The organism is Janthinobacterium psychrotolerans (genome assembly GCF_001677885.1).
Classification (GTDB): domain Bacteria; phylum Pseudomonadota; class Gammaproteobacteria; order Burkholderiales; family Burkholderiaceae_D; genus Janthinobacterium; species Janthinobacterium psychrotolerans.
Genome location: NZ_LOCQ01000055.1, coordinates 160247 through 175749 on the forward strand (window position 1 = coordinate 160247; position 15503 = coordinate 175749).

The window sequence follows — 15503 nt, forward strand, 5'->3', positions numbered from 1 at the left end:
AATTCCTGATTCCTATTTCACTTTTCGAGGCAGACGATGGCACAAGATACTCCCAAAGACAACGCAGGCTTTACCTTGCCGCCACCGGCGGCCGAGCCGGCTCCTGCCACCACCCCGGCCACGCCAGCGACCACGGCTGCCGTCGAGACCGCGCCCGCGCTGGAGCAGGTCGGCGCCACCGATACCTCGTCGCGCGACACCCTGATCGGCGGCGCCGTGCTGCTGATCCTGTTCGTGGCCTTTTTCTTTGCCAAGAACGCCTACGCCAACGGCCTGGTGGGCAAGCGCGTGTCGCCGAACAAGGCCAACGCCTCGGGCTGGTGGCTGTTCATTTTCCTCGCCAGCCTGGCCACGGCCGTGGTGCTGGCGGCCGTGAATTCGCATAAATTCCTGGCGCCACTGTTCATGGGCCCGCTGGTGCTGGTCGGCCTGGTGGCGCTGGTGCTCACATTTACGTCCAGCCGCAATTAAACAAGACACCACCGAGCTACGCCCGCGCCGGCGACCGCCTACCCGTTAAGGAAACACCATGTCAGACACCTTGAACCAGACCACCGCCGCGCCGGGCGAGCGCAAGCAGGACAAGATCATCGATTTGCGCCCCACCTTGTTCATCGGCGTGGGCGGCACCGGCATGCAGGTGCTGATGCGCGTGCGCCGGCGCATCCTCAACACCTTGTGGGGCGGCGCCGGCCACCGCACGCGCGTGGAAAACCTGACCGAGTTTCCGGTGGCGCAATTCATCCATTTCGACCTCGACAATGGCGCGCTGGTGGAAAGCGGTGAATCGCAGGCGCAGGACTTGCAGTTCGACCTGCTGAAATTTACCGATGATGAAAAAATCGTCGGCTCGTTCGACGCCGACAAATATGGCCGCGACGACGACTCGCTGGAGCGCTATCCGCATATCAAGGAATGGCTGCCGCTGACGCCGCAAAAGATCCGCGACCTGAACTTCGACATGCAGTCGGGCGCCGGCCAGGTGCGCGCCGTCTCGCGCCTGTATTTTTTCGACAAATACAGCAAGGTGCGCGACAAGATCCGTTTGAAACTCAAGACCCTGAAAGCCGGCCTGTCGCACGAGCGCCAGCTGAGCGAACTGGGCCTGCGCATGGAGCCGGGCCGCTTTCGTATCGTGGTGGTCGGTTCGGTGGCCGGCGGCACCGGTTCCGGTTCCTTCCTCGACATGGGCTATCTGGCGCGCTGGATCGCCAAGACCGAAGTCGAGCGCGCCGATGTGGAACTGATGCTGTTCCTGCCCAGCGGCTTTACCAAGAACAACAAGGACCGTACCGAGGGCAATGGCTATGCGGCGCTGATGGAACTGGAATCGGCGATGATGGGCAACAAGAATTACCTGAGCCGCTGGGATACCTACGACCGCCCTGAATTGCCGCGCGTGCCGTACAACGAAGTGTTCCTGGTCGACTCGGGCAACCTGGCCCAGCAGCATACCGACAGCGTCGACGACATCTATCACATGGTGGCCGATTCGCTGTTCGAAGATTTTGCGTCGGCCGACTTCGCGCGCGCCAAGCGCTCGATCGCCGTCAACCAGGCCCAGCACAAGAACGCCATGTACAAGGCGCCGGTGCCGCAGAATCGCTTCGGCGACATGCGCCTGTATTTCTCGCAGCGCTATTCCTCGTTCGGCATGGCGGTGCTCGATACACGCCAGGAAGCGGCGCGCGACGAACGCGCCCACCGCTGGGCCGGCGCCATGCTCAAGGCCTTCTTTGGTGTCGGCGGCGTTGACGCCGCCGCCAACCGCGCCAATGACGACCAGCGTAACGCCTTTATCGGCGCCCACATGGGCTTGCGCGCGGCGCCCTTCAACGACTTTCCCGTGTTTTCCGACAAGAGCATCGAGCTGAAGCGTTCGAACGGCCCCTTCGACGACTTCCAGCTCGTCGACGACCTGCTGGCCGAGCGCCAGGGCAATTTGCTCAGCGGCGTGGAAGAGCGCGTCAACCGCCGTATCGACGAAATCCGCACCGGCTACGACCGCAAGGAATGGCCAACCCAGGTGCGTGACGCCGTGCGCCAGCTCGAACGCGACGCCGTGCGCGACCAGGATTCCACCGCCGACACCACCGAAGACCGCATCGCCAAGCGGCGCGGCGAATTGTTCGGCCATATCAAGCAGGTGGTGCGCGACCAGCTGTATGGCTACCTCGACAACAAGGAATTCGGCGGCCTCGAATATGTGCTGTCGCTGGTCGAGCAGATCAAGGACCGTATCGAAGCGCCCGGCAGCGGCCTGATCGCGCAGATCGACACCAACGCCGAGCGCTATCGCGAAATCAAGGAAGCGGTGCGCACGCGCGAATACGAACGCCTGCTGAACAACCTGGAACAGGTGCGTGGCGGCCTGTTCGGCAGCGGCGACAAGCAGGCCGCTTCGGTGATGGACCATCTGCGCACCGAGATCGCCAATGCGCTCAAGTTCCACCTGCGTGCGCGCGCCGCCGACGAGGCGGTCATGCTGCTGCGCGACATCTCGCGCTGGCTGGGCAACCGCACCGGCGTCGACGCCGAAGGACGCGCCGTGTGGAATGGCCTGGTCGGCGAATTGCAGCATGGCCGCGCCGCCGTGCTCGACATGCTGTCGCAATTGCAGACGGCCAATGTCATCGTGCAAAAAGACCTGCAGAAAGACCATGCGACCGCCATCGTCGTGCCCGTCACGGTGGCCGATATCGCCATGCCCGATGCCAAAACCTTGCGTGTGTGGGCCGATGAAGCGTTCCAGGATATCGGCGGCTCCAAGACCCTGTTCCCGATGCTGGGCGACCCTGCCCAGCGCAGCGACATCTTGAACAAGGTCAAGCGCATGGCGGAAAACCGCCTGGCCACCATGGGTGTCAACGACGAAGACGGCAACAAGGTCGATCCGTTGTTCGCGGCGCTCGACCAGATGGAACCGGCGCGGCGCCAGGATTATTTTCGCAAGCTGCTGGCCTGCGCCATGCCGTGGATCGACGCCAATATGGTGGGTGAATTCAATGTGGTGGCCGATCAATACAAATGCGTGATCGGCGTGGCCGGCGCGCAGCAGTTCAAGGCGCGCTTCGGCGCCGAAATCGAGGCCTGCGTGCAAACCCAGGCCGGCATCACCAAGAGCCAGCTCGATATCGTCGAGACCGGCATCGCGGGGCGCGCCGTGTGCTACTGCGAGCTGGCCGGCGTGCCGCTGACGGTGCTGCGCGGACTCGAAGGCTGGCGCACCAGCTATCGCAAGGAAAGCGACAACGACAAGGCGCCCATCCACACGCATATCGACACCACCCAGTTCAATCATCCGATCGCGCCGGGCACCGATGAAATCCGTTTGCTGGCGGATCACTTTGCGCTGTTCCTGAAAGCCGTCATGCTGGGCGTATTGACGCGCCACAATGGCCGCATCGTGCCGCTGGGCCAGTACCTGTTTGCCATGGGCCGCGGCGACGTGCGCCGCATCGGCAATGAACGCTCGATCCGCCAGAGCGGCCTGCATCATGTGTTTCACGGCCTGATCGAGTCGCGCGTGGCCGAGCGCCTGTCGGAAATGGATGAGGTGCAGACGGTGGCGCTGGCCGCGCTGGCCGGCTATTACGCCACCGACGTCTATACGCCGCGTTTGATTTCGATGACCGGCGGCGCCCAGCTCGACAACAAGGGTTTCGGCAATTCGATCGCCCATGAAATCGCCGCCGACCTGCGCGAAAGCGCGCGCCGCAAGGGCCTGACCGACACCGAGATCCGCAAGCTGGAAGAAAAGCTGCTGGCCGACCTGAAGGCGTGGGCCCATGTGGTGGCCGATTCCGATGCCGACACGCATGAATGGGAAGTGCGCGAACCGGGCGAAGATGGCTTGCCGCGCCTGAAGTTTGCGATCAAGCCGGAGATGCTGGAGCCGGGCGCGCTGCAATCGCTGTTTGCGCCGGCGCCGGTGGCCGCCGCGCCGACCGCCGCCGTGGCGTCGCCGTTCGGCACGCCGTTCGGCACGCCGTTCGGCTCGCCGTTCGGCGCGCCGTCGCTGGCGCCGGCCATGGCGCCGCCGCTGGTCGAATATCAATATTTCCTCGGCATCGATGGCAAGCAGCAGGGACCGTTTACGGCCCAGCATGTCGGCCAATTCGTGCGCGCCGGGCAGATCGTGCCGGCCGCCACCAAGGTCTGGCGCGAAGGCATGCCTGCCTGGGCCGACCTGTCGCAGTTCCCGGAACTGGCCTCGGTGCTGTTCAGCGCGCCGCCGCCCCTGAGCGCCGCGCCGCCCCCGCTTTGATGAAGGACGTGTTGTGAACAAGTGTGTCAAGTGTCAATCGGTGCTGGTGGGCGGCGTGCCGTTCTGTCCTTTTTGTGGCCAGGGCGTGGCCGGTGCTGCCGCGCCGCCGCCGTTGCCAGAACCGGTGGCTGCCGTACCGCCGCCACTGCCGCCGGCGCAGCCCAAGCCGGAGCCCAAGCCGGAACCAAAACCGGCACCAAAACCGGAGCCCGTGCCTGCCGCGAAACCGCCGCCGGTGATCCTGGTCGCGCCGCCAGTGCAGCCCAAGGTCGAAGCCAAACCGGCGCCCACCGCCGAAACCAAGGTGGTTGCGCCACCGGCTCCGCCAAAAAAATGGCCGCGCTGGCTGGCCGCCATCGCCGTGCTGGCGCTGGTGATCGTCTACATGAACGGCACGCCCGGCGGCAAAGGCGAATCGGCCTGCAATAACGCCATCGACAGCGGCTTGAAACTGGTTGCCGATGGCAGCCTGGACGGCGCGCGCCAGAAGCTGGCGACGGCGAAAAACGTGTGTACCGGCAAATCCAGCGCCAAGGCCGAGGACTTGCAGGCGGCCATCGCCAGGGCTGGCGCGGCCAGCGCCAGCTGCCAGCGCAGCGTCAAGGCGATCGACAGCGCGATCGACGGCAAGCGCCTGCAAAGCGCCAGCGAGGCCATCGCCAGGCTTGACGCCGACTGCGCCAGCGCCTCGACGGTGGAATCGTTGCGCAAGCAGCTGGCGCGCCAGCAGGCGGCGGCCGCGTCGGTACAGGTGGGCGTGCGCCAGGCGCTCGACAACCGGGATGCGCCGGCGGCGCAAAGCGGCATCGCCAAGCTCGAAGCGATCGACCGCGAATATCCGCAACTGAAGCAATTGAAGGCCGATCTGCAGGCATTGAATACGCCGGCACCGGCACCGGCACCCGTTCCCGCACCTGCACCTGCGCCGGTTGATCCGGCGCCAAGCCGCCCGGCACCAGCTGAACTGGCCGTGCCGCGCGCGGTCGAACGTCCTGCGCCGGCCTCCATCGCCGCACCCGCCGTTGACAATGGCGCGGCCATGCGCAACGAGATGGCGCAGTCGTTCCTGCGCGACGCCGAGCGGGCGCTGGCCGACGGCCGGTTCGACGCCGCCAAGACCTATCTCGACAGCGCCCGCCGCGTCGATCCGAACAACCCGCGCATCGACAATCTGTCGCGCCGCGTGCGTGAACGCGAGCGCCAGGTATTGCAGACCGAAACCACGATCAAATAAGTCACTTTGGAGCTCATATGAACAAGACCACTTTGCGCGCCGCCGCCGCCCTGACCATCACCGCCATGCTGGCCGGCTGCGCCACGGCGCCGGGCAACCCGAATGGCGTGCGCCAGGACACGCCATATTCGCAAGGCGGGCAGAATCCGCAAGCCGCCAGCGACGATCCTTGCAGCGTGGGCGCGACGGCCGCCGCCGGCGCGGCAGTGGGCGCCTTGCTGGGCGCCCTGGTCAGTGGCAAGAACGGCGCGCTGAAGGGCGCCGCCATCGGTGGTGGCCTGGCCGCGGCCGGCTGCCTGGCGATCAATGTCAATTCGCGCCAGACCAAGACGGCGGCGCAGGCCGACCGCGACTATATCCGCGCGCGCGGCGCCTTGCCGCGCGAGCCGCAAGTGGTGTCATACACGCCGCAGGTCAGCGCGGCCACCGTCAAGCGCGGCCAGCCGTTCAAGGTCAATTCGGTAGTGGAACTGGTCAATGGCAGCGCGCAAAGCGTCAACGAGGTGCGCGAGGAACTGGTGGTGCTCGACCCGCAGGGCCAGCCCTTCAAGTCCGGTTCGAAATCGCTGGCCAGCAACAACAGCAGCGGCGGGCGGTTTGAAAACTCGTTCGAGCTGACCTTGCCGGCCGGCGTGTCGCAGGGCGTGTATGGCGTCAAGACCAATCTGTATGTGAACGGCAAGCTGGCCGCCACGCGCGATTTGCGCACGCAGCTGGTGATCCTCGACGCCGACACCACGGCCTTGCCGCAGCTGGCGCTGCGCTAGTCAGACAGTTCGCGCAGCAGCCAGGTTTGCAGGGCGGCGATGCGCCGGTCGCCGCTGTGCTCCGGATACACCAGGTGATAGGCCAGCGCCGGCGCCACCGGCAGCGCGATATCGAACAGGCGCAGCAGGGTGCCTTGCGCCAGTTCCTTTTTGATCATCGCCAGTTCCAGCAGCCCCACCGCGCTGCCACCGAGCACGGCGTGCAGCACATGGCCTGAATCGGCAAAGCTGACGCTGGCACTGGTGTCCGCATCGGCGACGCCGGCCGCCGCCATCCACATCGCCCAGTTCGGCCAGGGCCGGCCACCGACTTCGCAATCGACCTGGCACAGGGTCTGGCCCAGCAATTGGCGCGGCGTCGTCCATTGCCCGCTGGCCAGCAGGGCAGGGCTGCACACGGCCACCACCACCGTATCGAGCAAGCGCACCGTCTGCGTGCCGGCGTAGCTGCCGGCGCCGAAGCGGATGGCGACATCGACCTCGTCGTGATCAAAGTTGCGCACCTGGTCGCTGATATCAAAGCTCAGTTCGATTTCGGGATGGGCGGCGCGCCATTGCGCCAGGCGCGGCAGCAGCCATTGCGTGGCAAAGCGCGGCCCGGCCGACAGGCGCAGCGGCGCATGCGGCTGTTGCAGCCGGCGCGCGCGCGCCAGCGCCTGGCGCAAGGTGTGCAGCGCGTCGGTGGCGGCGTCGAACAACAGCCGGCCTGCTGGCGTGAGGGCCATGCTGCGGCTGCTGCGGACAAACAGGATCAGGCCGAGCTGCTCTTCGATCTCCTTGATCTGATAGCTGACGGCGGCCGGCGTCAGGCCCAGCTCTTTGGCGGCCTGCGTGAAATTGAGCAGCCGGCCGGCCGCTTCAAAGGTACGGAGGGCACGGGTGCCCGGTAGCATGCGGTGCATGGCGGCTTCAAGGAAAATTCAATGGTGGGGCAAGAAAAACTCGTTTTTCAAGCGCTGCGGGATTGCCGATAATGACAGCCCCTGAAGATCATACCGGAGCGACAATGTCTGTGGTTCAACTCAATGGCGTATCGGCCACCATCGCCGACCTGGCGCCGCTGGCCTTTGCCGGCTACGCGCACTTTACGGCCATGCAGGTGCGTGGCGGCCAGGTGCGCGGCCTGGACCTGCACCTGGCGCGGCTGCGCGGCGCTTCGCTGCAGCTGTTCAATATGGCCCTGCCTGATGACATGTTGCGTGGCTACTTGCGCGCAGCCCTGGCGGCCAGCCCGGCTGACTGTTCGCTGACGCTCACGCTGTATTGCCCAGCCGGTGAATTTGCCGTGGCCGCCGTCCCGGTCCTGCCGCAAGTGCTGGTGCGCACGGCGCCGCCCTCGTCGGGCCCGCAAGGACCGCTGCGCCTGGCGGCGGTCGAGCATGAGCGCTTGCTGCCCGCCATCAAGCATGTGGGCGAAATCGCCAAGACCTGGTATTTGCGCCAGGCGGCGGCCCAAGGCCTGGACGACGCCGCCTTTGTCGACCGCCAGGGGCGTTTGAGCGAAGGCACGATCTGGAACCTGGCGTTCTGGGATGGCCACGGCGTGGTGTGGCCGCAGGCGGCCATGCTGGGCGGCACCATGATGGCCATGGTGCGCCGGCAACTGGCGCACATGCAAGTGCCACAGCGCGAAGAGGAAATCACGCTGGCCGGCTTGTCGGCCATGCAGGGCGCGGTGGTGATGAATTCCTGGACGCCGGGTGTGGCAGTGCACGAAATCGGCGGCGTCAGCTTGCCCCCAGCGCCAGAATTGCTCGGCCTGCTGCACCGCGCGCATCAGGCCGAAGCACTGCTTGCACCTTAGGCGCCACCGGCGTAGCCGTGCTGGCGCCACGCTTCGTACACCACCACCGCCACCGTATTGGACAGGTTCAGGCTGCGGTTGTCGGGGCGCATCGGCAGGCGGATGCGCTGTTCGGCGGGAAAGCTGTTGCGCAGCGCCGGGTCCAGGCCTTTGGTTTCCGAACCGAACACGAACACGTCGCCTGGCAAGAAAGCCAGTTCGGCAAACGGGCGCGAGCCGTGCGTGGTCATGGCGAACATGCGCGCCGGGTCCGGCTGCGTGTCGGCGAGAAAAGCTGCCCAGTCCTTGTGCACCTTCATGGTGGCGTAGTCGTGGTAGTCGAGGCCGGCGCGTTTCATTTTTGAATCGTCGAGCGGAAAGCCCAGCGGTTCGATCAGGTGCAATTGCACGCCGGTATTGGCGCACAGGCGAATGATATTGCCCGTATTGGGCGGAATTTCCGGATTGACCAGCACTACGTGAAACAAGACGTTCTCCTCATATAAGTAATCGATCAGCGCGGCGGCGTGCGCGCCGCCACCAGCACCGTGACCTTGCGCGCGCCTTCGCGCTTCAAGGCGGCAGCCAGCGCGTGGACGGTATGGCCGCTGCTCATCACGTCGTCGACGATGCCGATATGGCGCCCAGGCACCTGGCCGGCATGTTGCGGCGCCACCATAAACGCCTGCGCCAGGTTGGTGCGCCGTTCGCGTGGCGCCACGCCGCTTTGCGCCCGCGTTTCGCGCACGCGCACGGCCAGCCCGGGCTGCAAGGCGATGTCCAGCTGGCGCGCCAGCGGACGCGCAATTTCCAGCGCCTGGTTGTAGCCACGCGCCACTAACCGGGCCGGGCCCAGAGGGACCGGGCACAGCAGTTGCGGCGCATCCCAGCTGCCTGCCTGCCGCACGGTCGCCGCCAGCAATTGCGCAAACAGCGGCGCCAGCGCCAGGCGCGCGCCAAATTTCAGTTGCAGCAACAGCTGGTCGACCGGCGCCGCGTAGTCCACGGCCGTCCAGGTGGCGTCGTAGGCGGGCGGGCGGCGCAGGCAGCGTCCGCACAGCAAGGCCGTGTCGGCCAGCGGATTGGCGCACTGGCGGCAGCGTCGCCGCGTTTGGTCCAGGTATTGTTGCCGACACGGCGAGCACACGACGCCACGGCAACTGCCGGCGCACAGCGCGCACTGGGCCGGCAGCAGGCTGCCCAGCACATCGAGGCAAAAAAGGCTGTTGATCGCCATGGCCGCGTTCCCTGTACACTGCCGACATTATCTCACCTCACCCGATTCGACATGTCAGTTCCCACTACTCCGCCCAAAATGAGTGCGCCCATCGATGCGGTGCACGTCCGTGATTTCTTTTCCCGCCCGGCGCGCGTGGCGCCGTCCGATTTCCTGCGCCGCGAAGTGTCGTCGCGCATGCATGAGCGCCTGGAACTGGTCAAGATCGCGCCCTTGCGCGTGCTCGACGCCGGCTGTGGCCCCGGCGCCGACCTGGCGCAGCTGCACAAGGATTATCCGGCCGCGCAGATCCTCGGTCTCGACGCCGCGCAAGCGATGGTGCTGGCGGCGCGCGCGCCGGCCAGCAAATTGTCCGGCCTGAACCAGTTCCTCAGCAAGCTGCTGCCGACCAAGGCAGGCGTGGATTTGCTATGCGGCGATCTGGGCGACTTGCCGCTGGCGCCCAATAGCGTCGACCTGGTCTGGTCCAACCTGGCGCTGCACTGGCATGCCCAGCCCGACCGCGTGTTTGCCGAATGGCGCCGCGTGCTGCGCCTCGATGGTTTGCTGATGTTTTCCTGTTTCGGTCCCGACACCTTCCGCGAACTGCGCGACGCCTTTGCCGAAGCCGACCTCTATCCGCATGGCTTGCCTTTTGTCGACATGCATGATTTTGGCGACATGCTGGTCGAAGCGGGCTTTTCCACGCCGGTGCTGGATATGGAGATCATTACCGTGACTTACGATACGCCTCAGAAACTGCTGGCCGATGTGCGCGCTTTTGGCGGCAATCCTTTGAGCACGCGGCGGCGCGGCTTGATGGGCAAGCAGGCGTGGCAGCGCATGCTTTCTGCCCTGGAGAAAATGCGCCGGCCTGATGGCAAGCTGGGGCTCACTTTTGAAGTTCTCTACGGACATGCTTTCCGCCCCGCGCCGCGTGTTACCCGCAACGGCGAAGCGATCATCCGCTTCGATCTACCGAGGAAATAAAAACCGAAATAGTTGGCGCGCAACCCCAAGAGTCCCTGATAAAACGGCCATGGCGTTGTTGCCTTGCCTCGCCGTACATGCGTAGTGTCTTCGGCAACGCGCCTAGCCCTGCCCATTTTCTCAGGAACTCTTTGCGCGGAGGGAAAACCGAGACTTGGTCGGCTTTGCGGCTGATAGTGCTGCAACCGTTGCAATCCGCGCCGCCATCGGTGGCGCACGGGCGCGCACGCCGCATATTTCTTGATGGATTCAACTTTTCTTGCTTATAATCGTTGACTGTTTTGTCAGCTTGCTAAGCTTAAAAACAAGGGCTGTGGAAAAAATAAAAATGCAAAGCAAGCCACACATGAAGTTACTGCATTAGTATAGTCATCATCTTGCACGCATGGCTACGGTGGCTGTGCAGGGAAAACAGGGTTGCAGCATGGTTGTCCGACGATGTCTTGTACGGGCGGCCAGCATGGAATCTGCTGGTGCTGTCGGCTTGCGGGGCGTTGCCCGGGCCGTTGTGCTTTCAGGGAGGAGCGGTAGCGGGGGAGTACGGAGGTTTCCGCAGCCGTTTAAAATATCGTTATTTTTTAGGTGGTTGGGGAAAACATGACTTATGCAAAGCGACTGCTATCGTCGATGCCGGGACTATTGCTGCTGGCTGCTGGCAGCGGACATTGGGCCATGGCGGCGCCTGCCGCCTCTACCTATCCCGGCACCGGCGGTCCGGTGCCGTTCGAGATGAATCTGCAACCGCCGGCGACCCAGATCGCCCATGAAATCTACGATTTGCACACCTGGATGATGGTCATCTGCCTGGTGATTTTCGTGGCTGTGTTCGGCGTCATGTTCTATTCCATCTTCAAGCACCGCAAGTCGCTGGGCCACAAGCCGGCCACCTTCCACGAAAGCACCACCGTCGAGATCGCCTGGACCGTCGTGCCGTTCCTGATCGTGATTGGCATGGCGCTGCCCGCCACGCGCACCGTGGTCGGCATGAAAGACACCTCCAACGCCGACATCACCATCAAGGCCACCGGCATGCAGTGGAAATGGGGCTATGACTACCTGAAAGGCGAAGGCCAGGGCATTTCTTTCCTCTCCAACCTGTCCACCCCGCGCGCGCAAGTGGGCGCACCGGGTGCGCCGCCGACGGAAAAGCGCGGCGAAAATTACCTGATCGAAGTCGACAACGAAGTGGTGGTGCCGGTCAACAAAAAGATCCGCATGGTGCTCACCGCCAATGACGTGATCCACGCCTGGTCCGTGCCCGCCTTTGGCGTCAAGCAAGATGCGATTCCCGGTTTCGTGCGCGACACCTGGTTCAAGGCCGACCATATCGGCACTTTCCGCGGCAATTGCGCCGAGCTGTGCGGCAAGGAACACGCCTTTATGCCCATCGTCGTCAAGGTCGTGTCTGGCGACGACTACAAGGCCTGGGTCGACGTGAAACAGAAGGAAATGGCGGCGCTGGCCGACGATCCGACCAAGACCTGGACCATCGACGAACTCAAGGTCAAGGGCGAAAAAGTCTATGCGGCCAACTGCGTGGTCTGTCACCAGGCCAACGGCAAGGGCGTGCCGGGTGCGTTCGCGCCGCTCGACGGTTCGGCCGTCGTCAACGGTGCCAAGGCCGAGCAGATCCATGTCTTGCTGAATGGCCAGAAGAGCGGCAAGTATCCGGCGGAAATGCCAGCCTGGAAACAACTGTCCGACACCGATATCGCGGCAGTGATCACTTACACGCGCAATACCTGGTCCAACAAGGCCGAGGAAAATATCGTTCAACCAGCCGAAATCGTGGCTGCACGCAAGTAATCAGGAGCCGCAGATGAGTATGAGCACGAGCACTAGCACCCTGGACCGCACCGGTCACGATCTGCACGCAGCCGACCACGCGCATGACCATCCAACGGGTTACCGCCGCTGGCTGTTTGCCACCAACCACAAGGATATCGGCACCCTGTACCTGTGGTTCTCGTTCGCCATGCTGTTGTCGGGCGGCGTGCTGGCCCTGATGATACGCACCGAGCTGTTCCACCCTGGCCTGCAGTTCTTCCACCCGGAATTTTTCAACCAGCTCACCACCATGCACGGCCTGGTGATGGTGTTTGGCGCCATCATGCCGGCCTTTGTCGGCTACGCCAACTGGATGATCCCGCTGCAGGTGGGCGCCTCCGACATGGCGTTTGCGCGCATGAACAATTTCTCGTTCTGGCTGCTGCCGCCGGCCGCCATCCTGCTGGCCACGTCCTTCCTCGTGCCCGGTGGCGCCACCGCCGCCGGCTGGACCCTGTATGCGCCGCTGTCGACCCAGATGGGCCCCGGCATGGACATGGCGATTTTCGCCATGCACCTGATGGGCGCCTCGTCCATCATGGGTTCGATCAATATCATCGTCACCATCCTCAACATGCGCGCGCCGGGCATGACCCTGATGAAAATGCCGATGTTCTGCTGGACCTGGCTGATCACGGCCTATCTGCTGATCGCCGTGATGCCGGTGCTCGCTGGCGCCATTACGATGACGCTGACCGACCGCCATTTCGGCACCTCCTTCTTCAACGCGGCCGGCGGCGGCGACCCGGTCATGTACCAGCATATCTTCTGGTTCTTCGGCCACCCCGAGGTCTACATCATGATCTTGCCGGCCTTCGGCATCGTCTCGCAGATCCTGCCGGCGTTCGCCCGTAAACCCTTGTTCGGCTACGCCTCGATGGTGTACGCCACGGCGTCGATCGCGATTCTGTCGTTTATCGTCTGGGCCCACCACATGTTTACCACCGGCATGCCGGTGACCAGCCAGCTGTTCTTCATGTACGCCACCATGCTGATCGCCGTGCCGACCGGCGTGAAGGTGTTCAACTGGATCGCCACCATGTGGAAGGGCTCGATGACCTTCGAGACGCCGATGCTGTTCTCGGTCGGCTTCATCTTTGTATTTACCATGGGCGGCTTCACCGGCCTGATCCTGGCCGTGACGCCGATCGACATCCAGCTGCAGGATACCTATTATGTGGTGGCCCACTTCCATTACGTGCTGGTGGCCGGCTCGCTGTTCGCCCTGTTCGCCGGTTTCTACTACTGGTCGCCGAAGTGGACCGGCCATATGTACAACGAGACGCGCGGCAAGATCCACTTCTGGCTGTCGCTGATCACCTTCAACGTGACGTTCTTCCCGATGCACTTCCTGGGCCTGGCCGGCATGCCGCGCCGCTACGCCGATTATCCGGCGCAATTCACCGATTTCAACATGATCGCTTCGATCGGCGGCTTCGGCTTCGGCCTGATGCAGGTGTATTTCCTGGTGTTCGTGGTGATCCCGACGATTCGTGGCGGCAAGGCCGCGGCGGCGAAACCATGGGAGGGCGCGGAAGGGCTGGAGTGGACCGTGCCGAGTCCGGCGCCGTTCCACACCTTTGAAACGCCACCGACCGTGAAATAAGCTGCCATGAGCGAGCGTAATAGTGGACGCAAGAAGCCGAACAACCTGCGCACCGGGCTGATCCTGGCGGCGCTGGCGGCGTTCTTTTTCCTGTCCGTGTTTGCCAAGCGGCTATGGCTCTGACATGACGACGCCAGTGCAGCCGCAGCAGGAGCCGCAAACGCGCGGCCTGAACCGCCAGATGCTGGGCAAGCTGGTGGTGATTGCCTGCGTGATGTTCGGTTTTGGCTACGCCCTGATTCCCGTCTACAAGCAGATTTGCGAAGTGATGGGCATCAATGTGCTGACGCAGAAGGACGGTACGGTCGCCTGGGACAAGAACACGCAGGTCGATACCACGCGCAGCATCACGGTGGAGTTCGACGGCAACGCCCAGGGACCATGGCGGTTTCGCCCTGTCGTTTCCAGCATGCAGGTGCATCCGGGTGAGCTGGTGACGGTGCTGTATGAAGTGGTCAACACGCAGGGACGCACCGTCAATGCGCAGGCCATTCCCAGCTATGCGCCGCAAAGCGCCACGCCGCATTTCAAGAAGGTCGAGTGCTTCTGCTTCCAGCAACAGACCTTGAAACCGCATGAGGCGCGGCAGATGCCGGTGGTGTTCTTCCTCGATCCGGCGCTGCCGAAAGAAGTGAAAACCATTACCTTGTCGTACACGTTTTTCGAGATTGCCGGTCTGAGCCAGGCTCAGACGCCGGCGGTGCAATAGGAGCAGCCATGAACGAACCGCGTAAGCAAGCGTCGTTCCTGTATTCATTGAAGGCCGTGATCTGGTCATTTACCGGTTTGCGGCGCAAAAGCGATTTCGATACGGACTCGGCCAAGCTGAACCCGGTGCATATCGTGATTGCCGGCCTGCTGGCGGTCGCCTGCCTGGTCGGCATCCTGATCACCATCGTCAGCCTGGTCGTACCATAAATATATCAACGAGGAGATGAGAATGAGTTCCAACCACGCTACAGCGTCCTCTGCACCGCACTATTTCGTACCCGGGCCATCGAAGTGGCCGATGCTGGGCGGCGCCAGCCTGCTGCTGACCATGATAGGCGCCTCGGCCTGGGTCAATGACATTGCCTGGGGCCCGTATGTGAATTACCTCGGCCTGGCCGGCATCTTGCTGGTGCTGTATTTCTGGTTCGGCGACGCCATCGGCGAATCGGAAAAAGGCTTGTATAGCGAGCGCATCGATTACTCCTTCCGCTGGAGCATGAGCTGGTTCATCTTTTCGGAGGTGATGTTCTTTGCCGCCTTCTTCGGCGCGCTGTTCTATGCGCGCGCCATTTCCATGCCGTGGCTGGGCGACCTCGATCACAAGCTGATCTGGCCCGATTTCGCCGCCCACTGGGGCACGGTGGGGCCGGCCGGCACGGTGCAGGAATTTACCACCATGACGCCGTTCTGGATCCCGACGATTAACACGGCCTTGCTGCTGACGTCGGGCGTGACCCTGACCATTTCGCACCACGCGCTGCGCGCCGGTCACCGCGGCATGACGGCCCTGTTCCTGGCCGCCACCGTCCTGCTGGGCGCCATCTTCATGGGCTTCCAGGTCTATGAATACATGCATGCCTACAGCGACCTGAACCTGAAAATGACGTCCGGCATCTACGGCGCCACCTTCTTCATGCTGACCGGCTTCCACGGCTTCCACGTGACCCTGGGCGCCATCATGCTGTCGGTGATCCTGTACCGCGTGCTGAAAGGCCACTTCACGCCCGAGCATCACTTCGGCTTCGAAGGCGCCGCCTGGTACTGGCACTTTGTCGACGTCGTCTGGCTGGGCCTGTACGTGGTCGTGTATTGGTTATAATGC

15 protein-coding genes are annotated in these 15503 nt (G+C 63.6%); 12 read left to right on the forward strand and 3 right to left on the reverse strand.

Translation table 11 applies throughout. The features are described from left to right. Positions 1-36 precede the first annotated feature (36 nt). Genes ASR47_RS13580 through ASR47_RS13595 form a run of 4 tightly spaced genes read left to right on the forward strand, consistent with a single transcriptional unit; the run spans position 37 to position 6268 of the window. On the forward strand, positions 37-471 hold the full coding sequence (locus ASR47_RS13580; RefSeq protein ID WP_065308310.1) for a hypothetical protein: 435 nt from the start codon (positions 37-39) through the stop codon (positions 469-471). A gap of 58 nt (positions 472-529) precedes the next feature. Further along, the gene (locus tag ASR47_RS13585; RefSeq protein WP_065308311.1) at positions 530-4267 is read left to right on the forward strand and encodes a tubulin-like doman-containing protein; all 3738 of its coding nucleotides are present in this window, start codon (positions 530-532) and stop codon (positions 4265-4267) included. A 13-nt stretch (positions 4268-4280) separates the two neighbouring features. Continuing rightward, positions 4281-5501 carry a hypothetical protein gene (locus ASR47_RS27420; protein WP_171898939.1) on the forward strand — a complete coding sequence of 407 codons (1221 nt, stop codon included), beginning with the start codon at positions 4281-4283 and terminating at the stop codon, positions 5499-5501. Positions 5502-5518: 17 nt separating this feature from the next. Beyond that, a complete protein-coding gene (locus ASR47_RS13595) occupies positions 5519-6268 on the forward strand; it encodes a hypothetical protein (RefSeq protein WP_065308313.1) in 750 nt (249 codons plus the stop codon). Here ASR47_RS13595 and ASR47_RS13600 read toward each other — a convergent pair. Then, positions 6265-7170 (reverse strand): LysR substrate-binding domain-containing protein, encoded by a 906-nt coding sequence (locus ASR47_RS13600; RefSeq protein ID WP_065308314.1) that lies wholly within the window; start codon positions 7168-7170, stop codon positions 6265-6267. The two genes, ASR47_RS13595 and ASR47_RS13600, sit on opposite strands and share 4 nt — an antisense overlap. 104 nt (positions 7171-7274) lie before the next feature. Here ASR47_RS13600 and ASR47_RS13605 point away from each other — a divergent pair, with 104 nt between their 5' ends. Further along, on the forward strand, positions 7275-8072 hold the full coding sequence (locus ASR47_RS13605; protein WP_065308315.1) for an aminotransferase class IV family protein: 798 nt from the start codon (positions 7275-7277) through the stop codon (positions 8070-8072). Here ASR47_RS13605 and trmL read toward each other — a convergent pair. Both trmL and ASR47_RS13615 read right to left on the reverse strand, forming a co-directional pair. Further along, on the reverse strand, positions 8069-8539 hold the full coding sequence (gene trmL, locus ASR47_RS13610; protein ID WP_065308316.1) for a tRNA (uridine(34)/cytosine(34)/5-carboxymethylaminomethyluridine(34)-2'-O)-methyltransferase TrmL: 471 nt from the start codon (positions 8537-8539) through the stop codon (positions 8069-8071). The genes ASR47_RS13605 and trmL overlap by 4 nt on opposite strands. Positions 8540-8565: 26 nt before the next feature. Then, positions 8566-9288, reverse strand: a complete 723-nt coding sequence (locus tag ASR47_RS13615) for a ComF family protein (RefSeq protein ID WP_065308317.1) — start codon at positions 9286-9288, stop codon at positions 8566-8568. A gap of 78 nt (positions 9289-9366) precedes the next feature. Here ASR47_RS13615 and ASR47_RS13620 point away from each other — a divergent pair, with 78 nt between their 5' ends. From ASR47_RS13620 to ASR47_RS13645, 7 genes are all read left to right on the forward strand, one after another. Beyond that, the gene (locus tag ASR47_RS13620; protein WP_082988919.1) at positions 9367-10257 is read left to right on the forward strand and encodes a methyltransferase domain-containing protein; all 891 of its coding nucleotides are present in this window, start codon (positions 9367-9369) and stop codon (positions 10255-10257) included. Positions 10258-10854: 597 nt separating this feature from the next. Continuing rightward, on the forward strand, positions 10855-12063 hold the full coding sequence (coxB, locus tag ASR47_RS13625; protein ID WP_065308319.1) for a cytochrome c oxidase subunit II: 1209 nt from the start codon (positions 10855-10857) through the stop codon (positions 12061-12063). A gap of 19 nt (positions 12064-12082) precedes the next feature. Beyond that, entirely contained in the window at positions 12083-13690 is a 1608-nt protein-coding gene (ctaD, locus tag ASR47_RS13630; RefSeq protein WP_065308410.1) for a cytochrome c oxidase subunit I, read from the forward strand. Between the two features lie 6 nt (positions 13691-13696). After that, entirely contained in the window at positions 13697-13813 is a 117-nt protein-coding gene (locus ASR47_RS27705) for a cytochrome oxidase small assembly protein (protein WP_217270561.1), read from the forward strand. Between the two features lies 1 nt (position 13814). Continuing rightward, positions 13815-14399, forward strand: a complete 585-nt coding sequence (locus ASR47_RS13635; RefSeq protein ID WP_065308320.1) for a cytochrome c oxidase assembly protein — start codon at positions 13815-13817, stop codon at positions 14397-14399. A gap of 8 nt (positions 14400-14407) precedes the next feature. Continuing rightward, positions 14408-14608, forward strand: coding sequence for a DUF2970 domain-containing protein (locus tag ASR47_RS13640; protein ID WP_065308321.1), 201 nt, complete (start codon positions 14408-14410; stop codon positions 14606-14608). Between the two features lie 22 nt (positions 14609-14630). Next, a complete protein-coding gene (locus ASR47_RS13645) occupies positions 14631-15500 on the forward strand; it encodes a cytochrome c oxidase subunit 3 (RefSeq protein ID WP_065308322.1) in 870 nt (289 codons plus the stop codon). Positions 15501-15503: the final 3 nt, after the last annotated feature.

What these genes read in the sequence shown, in the direction of transcription:
- ctaD (WP_065308410.1), top strand. Translation starts at nt 12,083, where the DNA reads ATGAGCACGAGCACTAGCACCCTGGACCGCACCGGTCACGATCTGCAC.
- ASR47_RS13595 (WP_065308313.1), top strand. Translation starts at nt 5,519, where the DNA reads ATGAACAAGACCACTTTGCGCGCCGCCGCCGCCCTGACCATCACCGCC.
- ASR47_RS27705 (WP_217270561.1), top strand. Translation starts at nt 13,697, where the DNA reads ATGAGCGAGCGTAATAGTGGACGCAAGAAGCCGAACAACCTGCGCACC.
- ASR47_RS13585 (WP_065308311.1), top strand. Translation starts at nt 530, where the DNA reads ATGTCAGACACCTTGAACCAGACCACCGCCGCGCCGGGCGAGCGCAAG.
- ASR47_RS13620 (WP_082988919.1), top strand. Translation starts at nt 9,367, where the DNA reads ATGAGTGCGCCCATCGATGCGGTGCACGTCCGTGATTTCTTTTCCCGC.
- ASR47_RS13600 (WP_065308314.1), bottom strand. Translation starts at nt 7,170, where the DNA reads ATGCACCGCATGCTACCGGGCACCCGTGCCCTCCGTACCTTTGAAGCG.
- ASR47_RS13645 (WP_065308322.1), top strand. Translation starts at nt 14,631, where the DNA reads ATGAGTTCCAACCACGCTACAGCGTCCTCTGCACCGCACTATTTCGTA.
- coxB (WP_065308319.1), top strand. Translation starts at nt 10,855, where the DNA reads ATGACTTATGCAAAGCGACTGCTATCGTCGATGCCGGGACTATTGCTG.
- ASR47_RS13615 (WP_065308317.1), bottom strand. Translation starts at nt 9,288, where the DNA reads ATGGCGATCAACAGCCTTTTTTGCCTCGATGTGCTGGGCAGCCTGCTG.
- ASR47_RS13635 (WP_065308320.1), top strand. Translation starts at nt 13,815, where the DNA reads ATGACGACGCCAGTGCAGCCGCAGCAGGAGCCGCAAACGCGCGGCCTG.
- ASR47_RS13605 (WP_065308315.1), top strand. Translation starts at nt 7,275, where the DNA reads ATGTCTGTGGTTCAACTCAATGGCGTATCGGCCACCATCGCCGACCTG.
- ASR47_RS13640 (WP_065308321.1), top strand. Translation starts at nt 14,408, where the DNA reads ATGAACGAACCGCGTAAGCAAGCGTCGTTCCTGTATTCATTGAAGGCC.
- ASR47_RS13580 (WP_065308310.1), top strand. Translation starts at nt 37, where the DNA reads ATGGCACAAGATACTCCCAAAGACAACGCAGGCTTTACCTTGCCGCCA.